Genomic DNA, 18229 nt, shown 5'->3' on the forward strand with positions numbered 1-18229 from the left:
GTCATCATGGAGAAAATCAATCAATTGACGACGCTGGAGCAATGGGAAGGCGCTTTGCAAGCTTCTTCCGGCAAACCGCTTCTTGTTTTCAAACACAGCACAAGCTGTCCGATCAGCGCGGGCGCACGCGAAGAGCTCGCCCACTTTATCGAAGATGCGAAAACGGAGAATGTCGACTATGCGATCGTACACGTCATTGAAGACCGCCCGGTCAGCAACGCGATTGCGGATCGTCTCGGCGTCAAGCACGCATCCCCGCAAGCCATTCTCGTCAAAGACGGAGAGCCTGTCTGGAACGAGTCGCATTGGCGCATCACGTACGATTTCTTGACGGAGAAGCTCGGCGCGAACGCATAACCATCTAAATCTCGACTCGCCTACCGAATATCTCCCACATGTTTGATTGCTAAACATGCGGATTTGTCGTATGATTACCTTAATCATCCATTATCGGACGACATTTTGCCGCCTAATCACACGAACATTGGAGCGAATCATTGTGACGGTAACCATTTATGATGTTGCTCGCGAGGCAGGCGTATCGATGGCGACGGTATCTCGCGTCGTCAACAACAATCCGAACGTCAAGCCGCAAACGCGGAAAAAAGTATACGAAGCGATTGAACGTCTCGGCTATCGTCCGAACGCAGTCGCTCGCGGTCTCGCCAGCAAGAAGACGACGACCGTCGGAGTTGTCATTCCCGATATCGCGAATGCGATTTTTGCGGAAGTGGCGCGCGGCATCGAAGATATTGCCAACATGTATCACTATAATATCATTCTCTGCAACGCGGACAAGCGCAAGGACAAGGAAATCCGAGTCATCAACACGCTGCTTGAGAAGCAGGTCGACGGCTTACTGTTCATGGGCGGCGCGGTGACGGACGAGCACGTTCAAGCTTTCAGAACGTCCAACGTGCCGATCGTGCTTTGTGCGACGAAGGACGAGAAGGGCGACATGCCTTCGGTGGACATTGACCACGAAGCGGCTGCTTTCGACGCAGTCAGCCGACTCGTGTCCGAAGGCCACAAGCGGATCGCAATGATCAGCGGTACGCTGCAAGACCCGGCGAACGGCTATGCCCGTTATCAAGGTTATAAGCGCGCGCTCGAACATGCGGGAATTCCTTATCGCGAAGATTATGTGCGGATCGGCAACTACAAGTACGAATCCGGCATAGAAGCAACCCAATATTTCCTTGACTTGTCCGATCGTCCGACGGCAATTTTCTCTGCGACCGATGAGATGGCGATCGGCGCGATTCACTGCATTCAGGACGCGGGCTTGTCCGTTCCTGAAGATGTGTCCGTCATCAGCGTGGACAACAGCCGAATTTCTTCGATGGTTCGTCCGCTTCTCACAAGTGTCGCACAACCGATGTACGATATCGGCGCCGTCTCGATGAGGCTTCTCACGAAGCTGATGAAGAAGGAAACGGTTGAGAACGCGATCGTAACGTTGCCTCACGAGTTGATTGTGCGCAAGTCGGTCAGCTCGCCTAACGACCGATAAAACGTCTTTTCGGAGCCCTGCTTCGGCGCCTTGACGCCGGGGCGGGGCCTCTTTGCGAATGCGAACATGTACACCCTACCATTTTTGAAAGGATCGATGGAGATGACCTACGGAACAATCGGCATTATCGGTGCGATGCAAGAGGAGATCGAGCTGCTACTCGCAGGCTTGGAAAATAAAGAGAGTGAACGCCACGCCGGCATCGAATATTTTCGCGGCGTATTTCGCGGCCAGAAAGTCGTTCTGACCCGTTCGGGCATCGGCAAAGTGAATTCCGCCGTGTGCACGCAAATATTGATTGACCGTTTCAGCGCCGATGCCATTTTGTTTACGGGTGTGGCGGGAGCGGTGGATCCGGCGTTAAATATCGGCGATATTGTCATATCCTCCAGTTGCTTGCAGCACGATGTGGACGTCACTGCTCTCGGATTTGCGCGAGGCATCATACCGTATCAGGAAGTGTCGGAGTACCCTGCGGAAGCGGGATTAATTACACTTGCTGAACGCGCGGGAGAGAAAGTGTACCCCGGTCGCTGCACGACAGGCAAAGTGCTTTCCGGAGATCAGTTCGTCGCAGATCGCGACGTTGTCAGGAAACTGCATGAAGAGTTCGGCGGCGCCTGCACGGAGATGGAAGGGGCGTCGGTGGCGCAAGTATGCCACATGAACGGTGTGCCGTATGTGGTCATCCGCTCGATGTCGGACAAGGCCGACGGCTCGGCTCACGTGAATTTCGCCGAATTTACCGTAGAAGCGGCTAATCGCTCGTTTGCGATCGTCGAAGAGATCGTTAAAGGCTTGTAGAAGCCTTTAGAACAAGAAAAAGGGACGTGATCCGATCCTCTTGATCATCTAAAGCGATTAAGAGGGTCAGATCATGTCCTAGTTACCCGATATGCTGAAGCGCAAGCTCCAGCATTTTTTTGTTTTTCTCGGTAATTTCCGCTCTGCGGGGCATCGGCTCCCAAGAGGCGACATCGTCGAGCCACGTAGTCGGCAGCGGGCCGTCGGGACTCATCGTTGTTTTGATATCCGGCCAGCCTGCGGGAAGCGGACCGCCGTCCGGTGCAGCGTCGATCGATGCGAGCAACGGGTGGCGCACCATTTCGAGCCAGAGCAAGCTCCACGCCCGCGGCACGACTCTCCAATGGTCGTATCCGCCGCCGCCGAGCGCCACCCATTTGCCGCCCGTATGGCGTTCGGCGAGAGCTTGGAGCAGGCGCGGCATTTCGCGGTAAATGCTCATGCTGCAATGAATATGCGCGAGCGGATCAAACGCATGGGCATCGCAGCCGTGCTGGCTAACGATGATGTCCGGCTTGAATGCAAGCGCTGCGCGCTCTATCGCTTCGGAGAAACAGGTAAGCCAGGAGTCATCCTCGGTGTAAGGTTCCATCGCCAGGTTCAAGCAAGCGCCGTATCCGGAGGAATCGCCCCTTTCGTGAGTGAAACCGCTCCCCGGAAACAAAAACTTTCCTGTTTCATGGATCGATAACGTAAACACGTTCGGATCGGTGTAGAAAAACCATTGCACGCCGTCCCCGTGATGAACGTCGGTATCGATATAGAGCACGCGAGCCTGATAACGCTCCCGAAGCACCGAGATCGCTGCTGCTGCGTCGTTATAAACGCAGAAACCGGATGCGCGATCCGGGAACGCATGGTGAAGCCCGCCAGCCAGGTGAAGCGCCCGATCTGCTTTGCCGGACATGACGGCTTCTGCCGCGGCGATCGATCCTGCTGCTACGGCGACGGCCGCTTCGTGCATGCCGGGAAAATAAGGAGTATCGCCGTCGGCTTCAAGGCCGAATCGCCCGGCGTCCGCAATCGCGGCTAACTTGGGCGATTCCACGCTAAGCGAGCGCACCGCCTTAACGTAATCCGCGCGATGAATGTGTTCGATGATCGCTTCGGTTTCTTCAAAGGAGGCTGGACGCTCTCCAGCGGCAGGGTCAAGCGCGCCGCAATGTTTCAATAAATTCTCGGTTAAGGCGAGCCGTACCGGATGGAACGGATGCTCGTCGGAAAATAAATAACGACCGGATTGCTCCGTCTGGATCCATAGCGTTCTGGAGTCCACGGTGGATGTCGCCTGCCTTTCGTCGTACCCTTTAACGGTATCCGATTGCGCCGGAGCGCTAGGACGTGTCTGCAACCCCACTCAGGGGCATGCAGACACGTCCTAGTACATAAAGCGTTGTCTAAATCTGACTCGGTCGAACTGCTCGACAGAGGAGAGTGGAACATCTTTACCGATTCTGACCATCAAGCAATTGGCCGGGTGGGCGCAAATTTCGGGATCGTCCGTTGCGAACCATTCCATATCGACGCTTTTCATCAGTTTCTCCATCATCGAGCGGTATTCCCAGACGTTCAGCCCGCTAGATTCCAGGTCCCAATGCCAGTAATATTCCGTTGTGAAAACGATAACGTCGTCCAGTTGATTTTCCTCGAAAGCGGTCATGATGAGCGCTTTGCCGAGTCCGAGACCCCGATAGTCATCGGCCACTTCAATCGCGCCGAGCTCGACCAGGTCATCCATGCCGCCCTCGGACCAACGCTCCATCTCGTCAGGATAATGGAAGGTGACGTAGCCGACGACAACATCGTTTTCTATCGCAGCGATAATGCGGCCTTCGGGAAGACCGGCGATTTCGACAAGCGCCTCGTGTTGGTCTTTCGGCCTGCGGAAGGCGTCCAGACTTGAATGGAGTGTTAGCCGGCCTAATTTTTCCGGGGGAATGGGACCTTCTACGGTTATTCGCCGTCCGCTGCGTTCTATGTTGTGCGAGATGAAAATTTTACGATGTTGCATGCCGGAATTCCCCCTTTCTATAGATCGGTTCTATATAAACATACGAATTTATTATAGCATAATTATGCTCCTGTTAAAGGGACCCAACTACTGAGACAGAATTTCTCCTTTAGATGGAGAAAATTGTCCTTTACTACTATGCGTAACCTGTATTTGCTATGTTATAATGGCTATTGGCAGGGGAGTCGGTCTCCTCGGGATCATGTAAGCGTATTCGATTCCAGATTCATTTTAGGCGTCGAATGCCCGCATTTCAATGGGAAGGTGATGGAGCGTGACATTTCAATCGGACGAGAAATTAGCCGTAACGGCTACAGTGTCCAACATGGCTTCGTACGAAGAAGCGGTAAAAAGCTTTAACTGGGCAGATGTCGAAAGCCAATTTTCCTGGGCTTCGACTGGCAAGGTCAACATGGCATACGAGGCGATTGATCGCCACGTAGAGAACGGGCGCGGAGACAAAATCGCGCTGCACTACAGCGACACCCAGAGAGAACAGAGCTACACCTTCGCGGAAATGTCCAAGCAATCCAACCGATTCGCTAATGTACTGCGCGGGCTGGGTATCGGCAAGGGCGATCGCGTATTCATTTTCATGCCTCGGACGCCAGAGCTTTACTTTGGCTTGTTCGGTGCCCTGAAAGTCGGGGCCGTCGTCGGACCGTTGTTCGAAGCGTTCATGGAAACGGCAGTTAGAGACCGTTTGCAAGATAGCGGAGCGGTGGCGATCATTACGACTCCTGCGCTTCTGTCGCGTGTACCTCGCGCGGAGTTGCCTGATTTGAAACATGTCATCGTCTTCGGCGATAATGTCGAGGCAGGGGAAGGCATCGTCGATTTCCGTGCTGCGATTGAATCTGCTTCCGACGAAACGGAAATTCAATATTTGGAGCGCGAAGACGGTCTCATCCTTCATTATACATCCGGCTCTACAGGCAAACCGAAAGGCGTTTTCCATGTTCAGAACGCGATGCTGCAGCATTATCATACCGGCCGCGTCGTTCTCGATCTGAGAGAAGACGATGTCTACTGGTGTACGGCCGATCCGGGCTGGGTAACGGGTACGTCTTATGGCATATTCGCACCTTGGCTGAACGGCGTGACGAACGTCGTTCGCGGAGGACGCTTCAGCCCGCAAGATTGGTATTCTACGCTGCAAAAATATAAAGTCACCGTATGGTACAGCGCTCCGACCGCATTTCGCATGCTGATGGGCGCCGGAGACGATGTCGTGAAATCGTTCGACTTGTCCAACTTGCGCCACGTGCTCAGCGTTGGCGAACCGCTCAACCCGGAAGTCGTCAGATGGGGACTGAAAGTATACGGACAACGCATCCACGATACATGGTGGATGACGGAGACGGGCGGCCAGCTTATTTGTAACTACCCGAGCATGCCGATCAAACCGGGCTCGATGGGTAAGCCGGTTCCGGGCGTCGAAGCTGCGATTATCGACGACCAGGGCAATGAGCTCCCGCCATTCCGGATGGGCAACCTCGCGGTTAAGACGCCTTGGCCGTCCATGATGCGCAAAATTTGGAACAACCCTTCGAAGTATGAAGAGTACTTCCACATTCCGGGCTGGTACGTGTCCGGCGATTCCGCATACCGGGACGACGAAGGTTACTTCTGGTTCCAAGGACGCATCGACGACGTCATCAATACATCCGGCGAGCGCGTCGGTCCGTTTGAAGTCGAGAGCAAACTGGTCGAACACCCGGCTGTTGCTGAAGCGGGCGTTATCGGCAAGCCTGATCCGCTTCGCGGAGAGATCATCAAGGCGTTTATTTCCTTGCGCGAAGGTTTCGAACCTTCCGATGAACTGAAAGCCGACATCTCCAAGTTTGTTAAAGAAGGACTGTCCGCGCACGCTTCCCCGCGCGAGATCGAGTTCAAAGACAAGCTTCCGAAAACGCGCAGCGGCAAAATTATGAGACGGGTACTGAAAGCATGGGAATTGAACTTGCCGACAGGAGACTTGTCCACGATCGAAGATTAAACGAACGACTTCCTTTATACTTGAAAAGCCCTCATCCCGCGCTTTGCGGTGATGAGGGCTTTTCTCTGTTTAGCCGCCGGACTTCGCTTCCACAGGCGTGGAAGGGGAAGATTCTCCGTTCGGTCCGATCGCGCTTACGCGATACCAACCTGCCGGCAGCGGAGATATATATTCGAACGAAGTCGATTCGGTCGCGCCGAGGAGCTTGAACTTGCCGTGCTCTGTCGTGCTGTACCATACTTGATACTGGGTGACGCCTTCACCGGGCTGATTCGCGTTCCAAGAGAGCGTAACCCCCAGGCTTGTCGTCTGTACGGTGAGGCCGGACGGAGTGGAAGGCGCCCCGGTATTGCCGGTATTTGGACCGCCAGGCTGATTCGGGTTTTCTCCCGTATCGCCGGGATTGCCCGGCAAGCCTGGAAGATTCGGATCTACGCCGCCTGGGCCGCCGTCCGCCGATATTCTCTCGCTTGGAAGCGACTCGTTTCCGCCAACGTCAACAGCGGTCACGTAGTAGACGTATGATTTGCCGCCGCCAATGGCGTTGGTAAATTTCGCTTCGTCGCCGGCGAATACGGATGCCTCGACTTTCTCGAATGCGCCCCCGCTCGTCGAGCGGTATAATCTATAGCCCGCTACGTCCGCTTGTGGGGAAGGGGCGAACGTAATTCGGGCGACGCCACCCGTATTCTCGACGGCAACGTGAGAAGGAGGGCTCGGAGCGATACCGTCTTCGACCCGTGGGTCGACTTTGGACGGAGCGCTTTCCGCTGCATCCTTCGGCAAGTAATAGGAGATCGCCTTACGTGCATTGGCTGCGACTTTCCCAAGCTTCGCCTGGATTTCTTCGATGAGCTTGTCGAGCGGCGTTTCCCTGACGACCATGACGGCTTCGCGGAGCAAGTCCTCCGGCGTTTCCGGCTGCGGCACGTAGTTGACGCCGTTATAGGAAATGTACTTCACCTTGACGAGCGCATCGTCTTCTTCCGTTGGAATGTCTTTGCGGTTAAAGATGTCGGTAACCAGTTTGCCGGCTTGTCTCGTTAATTCCGTCGGAAGCTTGCCGCTGACGCTCGATACGGTCATCGAGACGATGCCGTCCGGTTTGGTGAACGACTTCGTCGGGAATAGTTCAGGTTTCGCCGCCGTTACTTCGTTCATAATTTTGGCCCAGATAAGACGAGCGCGCCCATGGCTATCGGACGAGAGCGTATGGATTACTTTCTCGTACCCGATCCAGACGCCGAGCGTGATGTCAGGCGTATAGCCTTCGAACCAAACGTCGCCGTAATTTTGCGTTGTTCCCGTTTTGCCTACGATCGGAATTTTACCGTAGCCTTTGAATTGGGACATAAGCGACTTCGCCGTACCGTTCGTAACGACCGTTCTCAGCATGTCGGTCATCAAGAAGGCGGATTGCTCCGAGACGACCCGTTTTGGATTCGCCTTATGTTTGTACACCGCTTCGCCGTTGGAGTCGGTAATTTGTTCAATCATGTAAGCATCATTGAATACCCCTTGGTTCGCGATCGCGGAGTATGCGTTCGTGAGTTCTTCGACGGAGACGCCGTACTTGAGACCGCCGATAACGCCGGTTTGTGCACCGTCATCTTCCTTAACAAGTGTCGTAATACCGAGCGAACGCGCGAAACTCCATGCTTCAGGGATCGTCACTTTGTTTAGGAATATTTTCAGAGCCGGAATGTTGTACGAATTATTCAGTGCCGTGCGTGCGGTAACGAGTCCCGAATAGCTGTTGTTGGAGTTTTTCGGGATATGGTAGCCGCCGCCGCCGTTTTTCAGAACAATCGGCGAATCGTCGATAACGCTTGCGGGTTGAATAAGGCCCTTTTCTATCGCCGGCAAATAGGCGCCGATCGGCTTCATTGCAGAACCGGGCTGGCGAGTCATTTGTGTCGCGAAATTCATCTGCTCAATATGGAAATCGCGGCCTTCGATCATGCCAAGAATGGCGCCGGTTTTTTGATCCATCATGACGGAAGCGACTTGCTCGACACCTTTGACGGGATGGTCGGGGGCGAAGTTTTTCGGATCTTCCGCGATCTGATGCATCAAGTTGTACACTTTTTTATCGATCGTCGTTTTGATTTTGTAACCGCCGCGGAGCAATTGATCGCGTGCATCTTCGATCAAGCCGGCATTTTCTTTTTTCTTCAAGTCTGCTGCCGTTAAGTCGGGATTGGACTGGAGGACGAGAATTTCCGCTGCTTGCCTCTCGACTTCAAGCATTAAGTAAGGGTAAGTATTGTACGCCTTCTCCGTCGGCTTGGCGAGGGAAGTGTACAGATCAAACGTAAGTGCTTCCTCGTACTGGGCTTGCGTAATTTTTTTCTCTTCGAGCATTCGGCTGAGCACGAGCTTCTGACGCTGAACCGCACGCTTGAAGTTTTTCTCGTTGAACTCGCCTTTGCCGTTAAACGCTGAATAGAGCGAAGGGAGCTGTGGCACGCCGGCGAGATAGGCTGCTTGAGCGATATTAAGGTCGGACAGCTTGTCGATCCCGAAGATCCCTTTGGCTGCCGCCTTGATGCCGTATACCTGGTAGCCGCTCGACCCATTGCCATACGGAATTTTGTTCAGATAAGCGGTAATAATTTCTTCTTTGCTTAAGTACCGCTCAAGCCGCAGCGACAGAAAAATTTCTTTTGCTTTACGGCTGGACGTCTGATCAAGGCTTAAGAAGACGCGCCGTGCGACTTGCTGCGTGATCGTACTTCCGCCCGTCTGGACGTTTTCGTTCAACAGCTGCTGCTTGACTGCGCGCAGCAAGCCGTTCGTGTCGACGCCGTAGTGGCTGAAAAAGTTTTTGTCCTCGATCGATGTGACGGCGTCGATGATCAGCGGAGGAATTTGATCGTACGTGACCGGACGTCGGTCTTCCTCCGACCGTAACTGTCCGATCGGGGTATTGTCATTAAAATAAACGAATCCGGTAATCGCGTTTTCCGCGATTTTCTGTTCGATGATGCTGCGCGGGCGGACGGGGTCGTCGTGAACGAGCGAAGCGATAAATCCGGTAACCGCACCCGCACCGACAAGGCCTGCCAATAGGCCGAACAAAATAAGCCACAGCACGGTAAATCCCGCAATTTTCCCTGCCGTAATGAAGCCCTGACCTCGAGAGTTCGCCTCGGAAGGGGGGTGCTTCGTATTATTCATGTAGAGAGCCTCCTTCAACAAACAGAACTATTATAGCACATTTAACCAACGTTTGACCTCCTTCGCCAGTCGGATGATTGTCGGACAATAGCGAAGCTGCGCGAAAAAAAAAATCGACCCGCCGCGGAGGAGGGTCGATCGTCTTTAGTTCATTTGTCGTAGCGTTATTCTGTCGCAGGAGGCGTAAACGAGCGCTGGGCGAACTCGGCGTCCATCATGTAGAACGCGTTGCTGTCTTTGTCGATGCGCTTCAGTTTGCTGATGATGCTGTCGAACATCGCTTCTTCTTCGACTTGCTCGTCGATGAACCATTTCAGGAACTGAATCGTCGCATGCTCGCGGTCGTTAAGCGCGAGGTCGGACAGATGGTAGATTCTACGGGTCACTTCTTGCTCGTGCGCGTATGCGTGCTCGAATGCATCCAGAATGGAAGCATATTCGTTCTGTGGCGTATCCATGCCGGAGAGCGTAACTCTCAAGTTCCGGTCGTTCATGTACTTGTAGATTTTCATGGCGTGGAATTTCTCTTCTTCAGCTTGCACCGTGAAGAAGTTGGCGAAGCCATCCAAGCTTTCGCCGGAGCAGTAGCCCGCGATCGCCAAGTACACATGCGCGGAAAAAAGTTCGTAATTAAGTTGGTCGTTTAACGTTTTGCTTAACGTTTCATTGATCATCGGATTCTCGCTCCTTTATTGCACAAAGTAGATGTCTATCTAAATTGTACCATAAAGCGAGGAGTCATCCTATTCTGCTCTTTAATTTCTCGTACAGCGCTTCCGGAGTGGGGGCGACAACGACTTCGGCTTTGCCGATCAAGACCATGCATTGCTTCGTGCAGAGCTTGCATTCACCCAAGCAGTCTTTTTTCTTCTGCTTCATTTCGGGGAATTCGGTTTTTAACGATTTGTACACCGTCTTCGAACCGTGTTTGAAGTTTCTGCAGCAATACTTGATTTTTTTCATCGTCCGTCCGCCTTTTCGCTGAGATGCATTCTCAATTAAATGATAGTAATTCTCATTATCATTGTCAATAAGAACGGGGGCGAACAATAAAAAAAACCGCCTCCGCGAATGCGGAGACGGTTGATTGGAACGAGAGATTAACGACTGTAGAACTCGACGATTTGTTTAACGTCGATGTCTTGCGTCAATTCGCCGCGATCCGGAAGACGAAGGAATTTGCCTTCCAATGCTGTTGCGTTGTAGTCGAGGTATCCTGGCACGTGGTGACGCGCTTCGGAAGCTTCTTTGATCGATTTCATCGAGCGGGAACGCTCGCGAAGGCCGATCACATCGCCCGGTTGGACGGTGTAGGAAGCGATGTCGACTTTTTTGCCGTTGACGGTTACGTGCCCGTGCGAGACGAGCTGACGGGAACCGTAGCGGGAGTTCGCCCAGCCGAGACGGTAAACCAGGTTGTCCAAGCGGCTTTCGAGCAAGAACAGGAAGTTGTCACCCGCGATACCTTGTTGTTTCGACGCGCGGTCGAACAGGTTGCGGAATTGCTTCTCGTTCAAGCCGTACATGTGGCGAAGCTTTTGTTTTTCTTGCAATTGCATGCCGTATCCGCTGATTTTGCGGCGTTGGTTAGCGCCGTGTTGCCCCGGTGGAAATGCGCGTTTCAGTTCTTTGCCCGAGCCGCCAAGAGAAATGCCGAGACGACGGCTCAACTTGAATTTAGGACCTGTATATCTTGCCATGATTGAGAAAGCTCCTTTTTCAAAAGAAAATTGGTTTTTGAAAATGGGTACCTTTGCGCGGATTTCGCCATAACCGACTGAGTCGGTTCCAACAGGATGTTCAGCCGCAGCCCGTTGGCGGTTCGTCCGAGAGGGTGTCACAACAGCTTTGCCCAGTATTCAACATCTAATATTATATGAAATTGCAGTTGAATGTCAATCGATACGTTCTTGAAAATCCGATTTTTGATGGACTGTCGCGTTACGTTCTGCGGGATATATCAGCTTGACTCGGGATAGGGAGTAGGTCTGAAGACTTCTATGAACTTAGTGCAAAATTCACTGTTTCATTGTATAGTTATAGAGATAAAAGATGACATCGGGGGCGGAGGTGACGGGTATGGTTACAAAGAAGAAATCGCAGCAGTCAGACGTACTAGAGGATCAATTGAATCCATCCCGCACCCGTCAGCAACTGCCAAGGTGGCTGAGGAAACAGGATTTGTCCGAAGCCGACTTACCTTATATACACCCGATGTTGTCGGAGTGCTTCACGGAATGGCTGGAAGAGGTAGACGGGTTCCCGTGGCTGGGCGGGCAGATCGCCCTTCTTCACCCGGACGGCACCTTTATTCCCGCCGAGGATCTTGAACCGTCAGCCGAGGAGCTGTTCCGAGTGTGGGCTGACAACGAAGCGGGGCCGTCGGCCGCAAGCGTATCGCTCGAAACGTACCGTATGACGCTTATGAGGGCGGAAGAACACCGTCATCCGCAGCTTAGGGCTTTCGACTCTATTGCCGTTCCGATCTTTACCCGTTCGACGGGCATCCTTTGCTCGGTTGTTGCCTGCCTGCTTCCGGCCGGCGCCGCCAACGCGGGCGATTTGAAGTTGCTCCAGGCGGCTGCTCTGCATATCCGCAGCGGCATCTATCGCCATTTTGAAAATTTGTTCGTCGGCGGCATGCTTAGGGAACGCAAACTTTCCTTAAAGGAAGAAAGCAGACGCGATATTTTGTTTGACGTCATGAGGCGGTTGAATGCCCACATCGATGTCGAGCATGTGTTGTCGGAAGTGCTGGATAGCCTTGAGCATTTATATCCGGTATGCAAAGCGGATTTGTTCCTGTCCCAGGATTACAATAGCCCGAATGAGAAAGTAAAACCGCTCGCATTTCATCTTCAGGACATGGACCTGTGCAAGACTGCGTTCCTGGAAGGAAAAATCCGCGAAGAGCGGATCGGCGGGCGCCATCGTCTTGCGTTGCCGCTAGCCGGCAAGCAAGGCGTGTATGGCGTCTTGCGGCTGGACTTGCCAACCGACGAATTCGACGAAGCGGATATCAGCTTCCTGACCATGCTGGCCGGTTCGGCGGGCGCCGCTTTCGAGAAAGCGAAGCTGCATGAGCAGTCGAACGTTCTCGTCGGCGAGCTGCGCTTGATCAACGAACTGACTCAGCGGCTTAATAGCAGCCTGAAGCTAGCGGACACGATGCAGTTCGCATCGGCAGAACTTCTGCATATTTTCAACTCGGATTATTGCTGCATTTTGCAATTCGATGCGGTTACCCAGCAATTCGTCGTCGTGTCCGCCAACGTAGCTGAAATGATCGGGGGGACCTACGAGAAAGATTACGGATTCTGCGGCGTCATGTTGTCGACGAAGGAACCGATCATTTTGTCCGACTATTGTTCAGCTACGCCGGTTACCTCGCAATTAATGGATGCTACGCAATCGCGGTCGCTGCTCGCTTCCCCGCTCGTACTGAACGGAGAAGTGATCGGCTCGGTGCTCATCGCGAAGCGGGAAGCGAACCATTTCTCATACGACAATTACAAGCTGCTTCAAGTGCTTTCTGCGCATCTAGGTCTGGCGATGTCCAATGCGACTCTGCACGCCGCCGTACGACGCATGGTAATTACCGATAATTTGACCGGCTTGTACGCCCGTCACTATTTGAACGAACGGATTGGACGCAGGCAAGAGAAAGACTCGTCAGGGGCGCTCATCGTCGTCGATATCGATCATTTTAAGCGGATCAACGATACGTATGGTCATCAAGTAGGGGACAACATCCTTTTACAAGTAAGCGAAATTATCCGCACTTCGATTCGCGATAGCGACATTGCCGCCCGCTGGGGAGGGGAAGAGCTCGCCATTTACTTGCCGTTGCTCGGTCTGGAGCAGACGGAGCGAGTCGCCGAGCGCATCAGGCAGCGCGTTGAATCGGAGACGAATCCTCAAGTTACCGTCTCGTGCGGCATATCCGAATGGCGTCACTCCGACGAACGGGTAAGCGTCGAGTCTTTGTTTTACAAAGCTGACATGGCGCTGTACGATGCGAAGCATCAAGGAAGAAATTGTATTGTCGTCGGATAAGCGACGATCGGATGAGAGCCACCGGTTTTTCCGGTGGCTCTTGTTGTTGTAAGCAATCGTGCATATCCGGGCCGAAAGGGGAGACGATACGAAATAAAAGGAGGATTAGCATGCCGATTGCGATCGTTGTATGGGCGGGCCGTGCCGCACTTATGGCAGCGGTGACTGCCATAGCTGTGAGCTTGCAAGGATGTATGGCAGGCTCGCGGTCGATCTCTGCGATGGACGCGCTAGCTTTGTCCGCATCCGCACTTGCAGGGAGTGAGAATTATGCGTTCTCGGGTGAGCTTTCCCGGTACGATACGAGCGGAGACGTAGGGAGCCGGATCGCATTCGAAGGCAAGGTGACGGACCATGGCAACTTGAAAATGCAATGGAAACCATCGGAGCTGTCCGTACTTGAGGCGGATGATTCGACTTTGCGAGAAACGTATCGTCCGCTGCAATTGCTGAAGGTGCTGAGAAGCGATCGAGCGACCGCCTCCTACGAGGAGAAGCCGACGCCGACGAAACCCGTACAACTTGCCGTTCGGTTAGACGATGCTGTTGCCAAGCAAAGAATGGCGGAGGAATTGCGGAAACAGCTCTCGACGCTTCGGTCGATGTATGCACAGGACACGAAAAGCAACAAAGGAGGCAAGGCGTTAGCGATACTGGATGAGGCCGATGCCAAATTGGAAGATGCGATCAAATCGTTGAAAGTGCAGACGGTTTGTTACTGGACAGCCGATCCCAGGAGCTGGTTTCCATTTCGTTTGAAAGAGGAGACGGAACTGAGCTATATGTGGGAAGGGAAGGCGTTGAACGAGAAGCGGCGCTCGGAAACAAAGTTTCATAACGGTGCCGATGGTGTTACAATAAAGGGGTCTGACGACTAACAAGACGACGACATTTCGTTGACGCCAAAGGAGAGTGAAGACAGTGCGGGACCCAAGACTACAGAAGCTGGCTGCGAACCTGGCCGGTTATTCCATTAAAGTTCAACCCGGTGACAACGTGCTGATCGAAATGATCGGTTCGGAGCTCGAACTCGTAAAATGTCTGATCGAAGAGGTGGCTCGCTTAGGGGGAAACCCGTTTGTGGAAATCGAGGACCGTTCGGTCACGCGCACGCTGCTGAAGCACGCGACGGAAGTGCAGATGTCTACGTGGGCGGCTTACGATTTGGAACGGATGAAAAAGATGCAAGGCTATATCGGCATCCGCGCGGGTGAAAACGCCAACCAACTGGCGGACGTTCCTTCCGATAAAATGAAGCTGTACGACCGCGTCCACCGCCACCCCGTACATATGGAGCAGCGGGTCAAGCGGACGAAATGGGTTATTCTTCGTTATCCGAACGACTCGATGGCGCAACTGGCCAACATGAGCACGGAAGCTTTCGAAGACTTTTATTTCGACGTCTGCAATCTCGATTATGCGAAAATGGATCGAGCGATGGACCCGCTCCGCGAACTTATGGTGAGAACGGATAAAGTTCGCATCGTCTCCCCGGGAACCGATCTGACATTCTCGATCAAAGGCATCGGTGCGCAGAAATGCTCCGGCGAGCGGAACATTCCGGACGGGGAAGTTTATTCTTGCCCGGTTCGCGATTCAGTGAACGGCACGATCGCATACAATACACCGAGCGTATACAACGGCTTTACTTACGAGAACGTGACGTTTACGTTCGAGAACGGTAAAATCGTCAAAGCAACAGCAAACGATTCGGAGCGTATTAACGCGCTGCTCGACAGCGACGAAGGCGCACGATATATCGGTGAGTTCAGCCTTGGCTTTAATCCGTTTATTTTGCACCCGATGAAAGACACGCTGTTCGATGAGAAAATCGCCGGCAGCCTTCATTTCACGCCCGGGCAGGCGTATGACGTAACGGACAACGGCAATCGTTCTTCGATCCACTGGGATCTTGTTCTGATCCAGCGTCCGGAATACGGCGGCGGAGAAGTGTACTTCGACGACGTGCTGATCCGCAAAGACGGCGTTTTCGTTGTACCGGAGCTTGAAGGATTAAATCCGGATTCGCTGAAATAATCTGTTCACCCTCTTGCGTGGATTTAGGGGAACAAGGTATGATGTGGAAGAGATTGTACCGATAATTATCAGGAGGGGATACTATGTCTAATAATGCTGCTATCGTAGAATTGTCCCAGACGGCTAACAAGTTCCGTTCCTCGATCGTTCTTCAGGCGGAGAACAAGTACATCGACGTCAAAAGCATTCTTGGCCTGTTTACGACACTCGTCGGAAGCCATGCTTACGAGCTGCACGTTCACGGTCCGGACGCGGAAGAAGCGAAGAAAGAACTTGGAGCGGTATTTGCGAAACACGGTTTGAACGTTAAAGTCGTCGACTAAGCGTTCCGCCGGCAAACCCATAAGCGAACAAAGGACGCCCTTCCGGAATCGGAAGGGCGTTTTTGTATCCGAATCGCATAAATGTGAAGGTGTGACGTGCCGTATCCTTGTACTTCCGATCAATATCGTCTAATATAGATATGATAGCTTGAATGTGGGAGTTTGGGCACAGGGGGAGTGAGAATGGCAGCACCGGACACAATCGTCGATCTGAGCGAGAAGGCACTGCGTCTGCTTCAAGAAGATGCCGATAAAATCGAAAAGTTGATCGCCATTCAGATGGAGCATCTGACAACCCGGAAATGCCCGCTGTATGAGGAAGTTCTGGATACTCAGATGTACGGCTTCTCGAGAGCGGTCGATTTCGCGGTACGTGCAGGGCTGGTCGAAGACGGCGCGGGCAAACTGCTGATAAGCCAGTTGGAACGCAATCTGGCGATATTATACGAGGCATTGGAACGCAGAGCCGAATAGCAATAGCACCCCGCTCGGGGTGCTATTTTTTGGTGCGCCTATAGGCTTCAAGCACTAGCATATTCGGACCGGCTTAGACGAAATAGAAAGATACGCCGAGTATGACGTACACGATAAGAAGCAGTTTGCCTTCGAACCACGTTGTTGCGCCGTCTCGCGAGATCGAAGTGGCAATCAGTACGGCAACGCCGATAGCTGCCAGCTCGATCGTCGAGAAAATCAAATTCATTTCGTTACCGAATAACAGGCTGACGAACACGAGTACGGGAGCGACGAAGAGCGCGATCTGCAAGCTGCTGCCGACTGCGATTTCCACTGCGGCGCCCATCTTGTTCTTTAAGGCGAGCATGACGGCTGCGCTGTGCTCGGCGGCATTACCGACGATGGCGACCACAAATGCGCCTACGAACAGTTCGGAAAGGCCGAAACGCGAAGAGAACGTATCGAGCGTATGAACGAGCCATTCGCTGACGAATGCGACCATAACAGTGGCGACGACGAGAAGCACGATCGACATGCCCCGGGACCAGGAAGGCTCTTCGCCATGATCGGCTTGCGTATCGACGTGATCCTCAAGCAAATCTTTATGCGTAACCATGGAGTATGTAAGCCAACCGGCGTAGGCGAAAATAAGGAATGCGGCGACTACGATGCTGATCGTCATCGTATTGTCTGTGGAAATGTGCTCGGTTTTGACGAAGATCGCGGGAATGAATAACGCGATGATACCGAGCAACATAAGCGAAGCGTTCTGTCCGGCGAGATGAACGTTAAATTTCTGTTCTTTGAACTTAAGGCCGCCGATGAACGCACTCGCGCCTAGAACGAGCAGCAGGTTACCGATAATCGCACCTGTCAAACTCGCTTTGACGATATCGAACAACCCTTCCTTGATGAGGAAGATCGCGATGATCAGCTCTGCGGCGTTGCCGAAAGTCGCGTTCAGCAAGCCTCCGACGCGCTGTCCCGCATAGTGGGCGACGGATTCCGTCGCTTTGCCGAGCAAGCCGGCGGCGAACAGAATAGCCAGACCCGACATCATAAATTCGGGAACGGGGCCCCAATGTGTAAAATGGGCTACCGCGCTGAGCACGAAAGTGAGAATAAGCAGAGGGTAGAACAGTTTTTTCAAGTGGCGGACTCCTTCCGGGAGGGGATGTTCAAAAAGCCCAATTTTCTTTTCTTAATATATCCAATACTTGTTCGGAAGTAAACGGAAATCCCGCGGACGGCGCTTCCGGTTGCTTCTCTTCTTCTCTTCCATTACAATGGAAACATACTAGGTTCGGGAGAGTGAGCCGCCATGACGGAAGAACTGCAACAAGGACAAATACGGATTTCCGATGACGTCGTCGCTACGATTGCCGGTTTAGCGGCATTGGAGACGCCCGGAGTGGCTGCCATGTCCGGCGGCATATCTGAAGGCTTGGCCAAGCGGTTGAGCGGACGCAACGCTCAGAAGGGCGTGTCCGTCGAAGTCGGACAAGTGGAAGCGGCGATCGATTTGCGCATTGTCGTACAATATGGCATTCCGATTCAAGAAGTCGGACGCAGATTACAGGAAAATGTTCGCGAAGCGGTCGAGAATATGACAGGACTACACGTTGTCGAAGTGAACATTAAAGTCGAGGGCGTCGCTTTCAAAGACGAAGAGACGGATGAATCGAACAGAGTAAAATAAGAAAAACGCGATCGTACGGCATTCGCCGTTACGATCGCGTTTTTTAATGTTGGCGCGCCTAGCCAAGTTAGGCACAACTAGCCGGTGAAAGTCCGGTCGAGGTAAGAGCCAAGTCGCCTCGTAGCTGGCGGGCAGCTGGTGGAGAGATCCT

The 18229-nt window shown here is 53.0% G+C and carries 17 protein-coding genes; 10 read left to right on the plus strand and 7 right to left on the minus strand.

Going from position 1 to position 18229, the window contains the following annotated elements; genetic code table 11:
* The first annotated feature begins 6 nt into the window (after positions 1–6).
* The 3 genes from ytxJ (at position 7) to ACFPOF_RS10595 (ending at position 2317) form a co-directional block, all read left to right on the plus strand.
* The gene (gene ytxJ, locus ACFPOF_RS10585; RefSeq protein ID WP_378132278.1) at positions 7–357 is read left to right on the plus strand and encodes a bacillithiol system redox-active protein YtxJ; all 351 of its coding nucleotides are present in this window, start codon (positions 7–9) and stop codon (positions 355–357) included.
* A 142-nt stretch (positions 358–499) separates the two neighbouring features.
* Entirely contained in the window at positions 500–1513 is a 1014-nt protein-coding gene (ccpA, locus tag ACFPOF_RS10590; protein ID WP_378132280.1) for a catabolite control protein A, read from the plus strand.
* A 102-nt stretch (positions 1514–1615) separates the two neighbouring features.
* Positions 1616–2317: a 5'-methylthioadenosine/adenosylhomocysteine nucleosidase gene (locus tag ACFPOF_RS10595; RefSeq protein WP_378132282.1), complete on the plus strand. Its 702-nt coding sequence runs from the start codon at positions 1616–1618 to the stop codon at positions 2315–2317.
* 82 nt (positions 2318–2399) lie between these two features.
* On the opposite strand, the gene ACFPOF_RS10600 is transcribed toward ACFPOF_RS10595, so the two are convergent.
* A complete protein-coding gene (locus tag ACFPOF_RS10600; protein WP_378132284.1) occupies positions 2400–3674 on the minus strand; it encodes an acetoin utilization protein AcuC in 1275 nt (424 codons plus the stop codon).
* 21 nt (positions 3675–3695) lie between these two features.
* Complete coding sequence (locus ACFPOF_RS10605) at positions 3696–4328, minus strand: GNAT family N-acetyltransferase (protein WP_378132286.1); 633 nt, start codon at positions 4326–4328, stop codon at positions 3696–3698.
* Between the two features lie 274 nt (positions 4329–4602).
* On the opposite strand from ACFPOF_RS10605, the gene acsA reads away from it, so the two are divergent.
* Positions 4603–6327 (plus strand): acetate--CoA ligase, encoded by a 1725-nt coding sequence (acsA, locus tag ACFPOF_RS10610; RefSeq protein WP_378132288.1) that lies wholly within the window; start codon positions 4603–4605, stop codon positions 6325–6327.
* Positions 6328–6396: 69 nt separating this feature from the next.
* On the opposite strand, the gene ACFPOF_RS10615 is transcribed toward acsA, so the two are convergent.
* From ACFPOF_RS10615 to rpsD, 4 genes are all read right to left on the minus strand, one after another.
* Positions 6397–9507 carry a transglycosylase domain-containing protein gene (locus tag ACFPOF_RS10615; protein WP_378132290.1) on the minus strand — a complete coding sequence of 1037 codons (3111 nt, stop codon included), beginning with the start codon at positions 9505–9507 and terminating at the stop codon, positions 6397–6399.
* Positions 9508–9671: 164 nt separating this feature from the next.
* The gene (locus ACFPOF_RS10620) at positions 9672–10181 is read right to left on the minus strand and encodes a ferritin (RefSeq protein WP_378132292.1); all 510 of its coding nucleotides are present in this window, start codon (positions 10179–10181) and stop codon (positions 9672–9674) included.
* A 64-nt stretch (positions 10182–10245) separates the two neighbouring features.
* Positions 10246–10470, minus strand: coding sequence for a DUF1450 domain-containing protein (locus ACFPOF_RS10625; RefSeq protein WP_378132294.1), 225 nt, complete (start codon positions 10468–10470; stop codon positions 10246–10248).
* Positions 10471–10607: 137 nt separating this feature from the next.
* A complete protein-coding gene (rpsD, locus tag ACFPOF_RS10630) occupies positions 10608–11207 on the minus strand; it encodes a 30S ribosomal protein S4 (protein ID WP_378132296.1) in 600 nt (199 codons plus the stop codon).
* A gap of 379 nt (positions 11208–11586) precedes the next feature.
* Between rpsD and ACFPOF_RS10635 the strand changes: the two genes are divergently transcribed.
* The 5 genes from ACFPOF_RS10635 (at position 11587) to ACFPOF_RS10655 (ending at position 16397) form a co-directional block, all read left to right on the plus strand.
* Positions 11587–13563: a sensor domain-containing diguanylate cyclase gene (locus ACFPOF_RS10635; protein ID WP_378132298.1), complete on the plus strand. Its 1977-nt coding sequence runs from the start codon at positions 11587–11589 to the stop codon at positions 13561–13563.
* A 110-nt stretch (positions 13564–13673) separates the two neighbouring features.
* Positions 13674–14441 carry a hypothetical protein gene (locus ACFPOF_RS10640; RefSeq protein WP_378132300.1) on the plus strand — a complete coding sequence of 256 codons (768 nt, stop codon included), beginning with the start codon at positions 13674–13676 and terminating at the stop codon, positions 14439–14441.
* 43 nt (positions 14442–14484) lie between these two features.
* On the plus strand, positions 14485–15600 hold the full coding sequence (locus ACFPOF_RS10645) for an aminopeptidase (RefSeq protein WP_378132302.1): 1116 nt from the start codon (positions 14485–14487) through the stop codon (positions 15598–15600).
* A gap of 83 nt (positions 15601–15683) precedes the next feature.
* Positions 15684–15923, plus strand: a complete 240-nt coding sequence (locus ACFPOF_RS10650; protein WP_378132304.1) for an HPr family phosphocarrier protein — start codon at positions 15684–15686, stop codon at positions 15921–15923.
* A gap of 183 nt (positions 15924–16106) precedes the next feature.
* A complete protein-coding gene (locus tag ACFPOF_RS10655) occupies positions 16107–16397 on the plus strand; it encodes an Fpa/YlaN family protein (RefSeq protein WP_378132306.1) in 291 nt (96 codons plus the stop codon).
* 73 nt (positions 16398–16470) lie between these two features.
* On the opposite strand, the gene cax is transcribed toward ACFPOF_RS10655, so the two are convergent.
* Complete coding sequence (gene cax, locus ACFPOF_RS10660) at positions 16471–17529, minus strand: calcium/proton exchanger (protein WP_378132308.1); 1059 nt, start codon at positions 17527–17529, stop codon at positions 16471–16473.
* Between the two features lie 171 nt (positions 17530–17700).
* On the opposite strand from cax, the gene ACFPOF_RS10665 reads away from it, so the two are divergent.
* Positions 17701–18078 (plus strand): Asp23/Gls24 family envelope stress response protein, encoded by a 378-nt coding sequence (locus ACFPOF_RS10665; RefSeq protein ID WP_378132310.1) that lies wholly within the window; start codon positions 17701–17703, stop codon positions 18076–18078.
* Positions 18079–18229 lie beyond the last annotated feature (151 nt).

The organism is Cohnella soli (assembly GCF_042655525.1).
Taxonomy (GTDB): Bacteria; Bacillota; Bacilli; order Paenibacillales; family Paenibacillaceae; genus Cohnella; species Cohnella soli.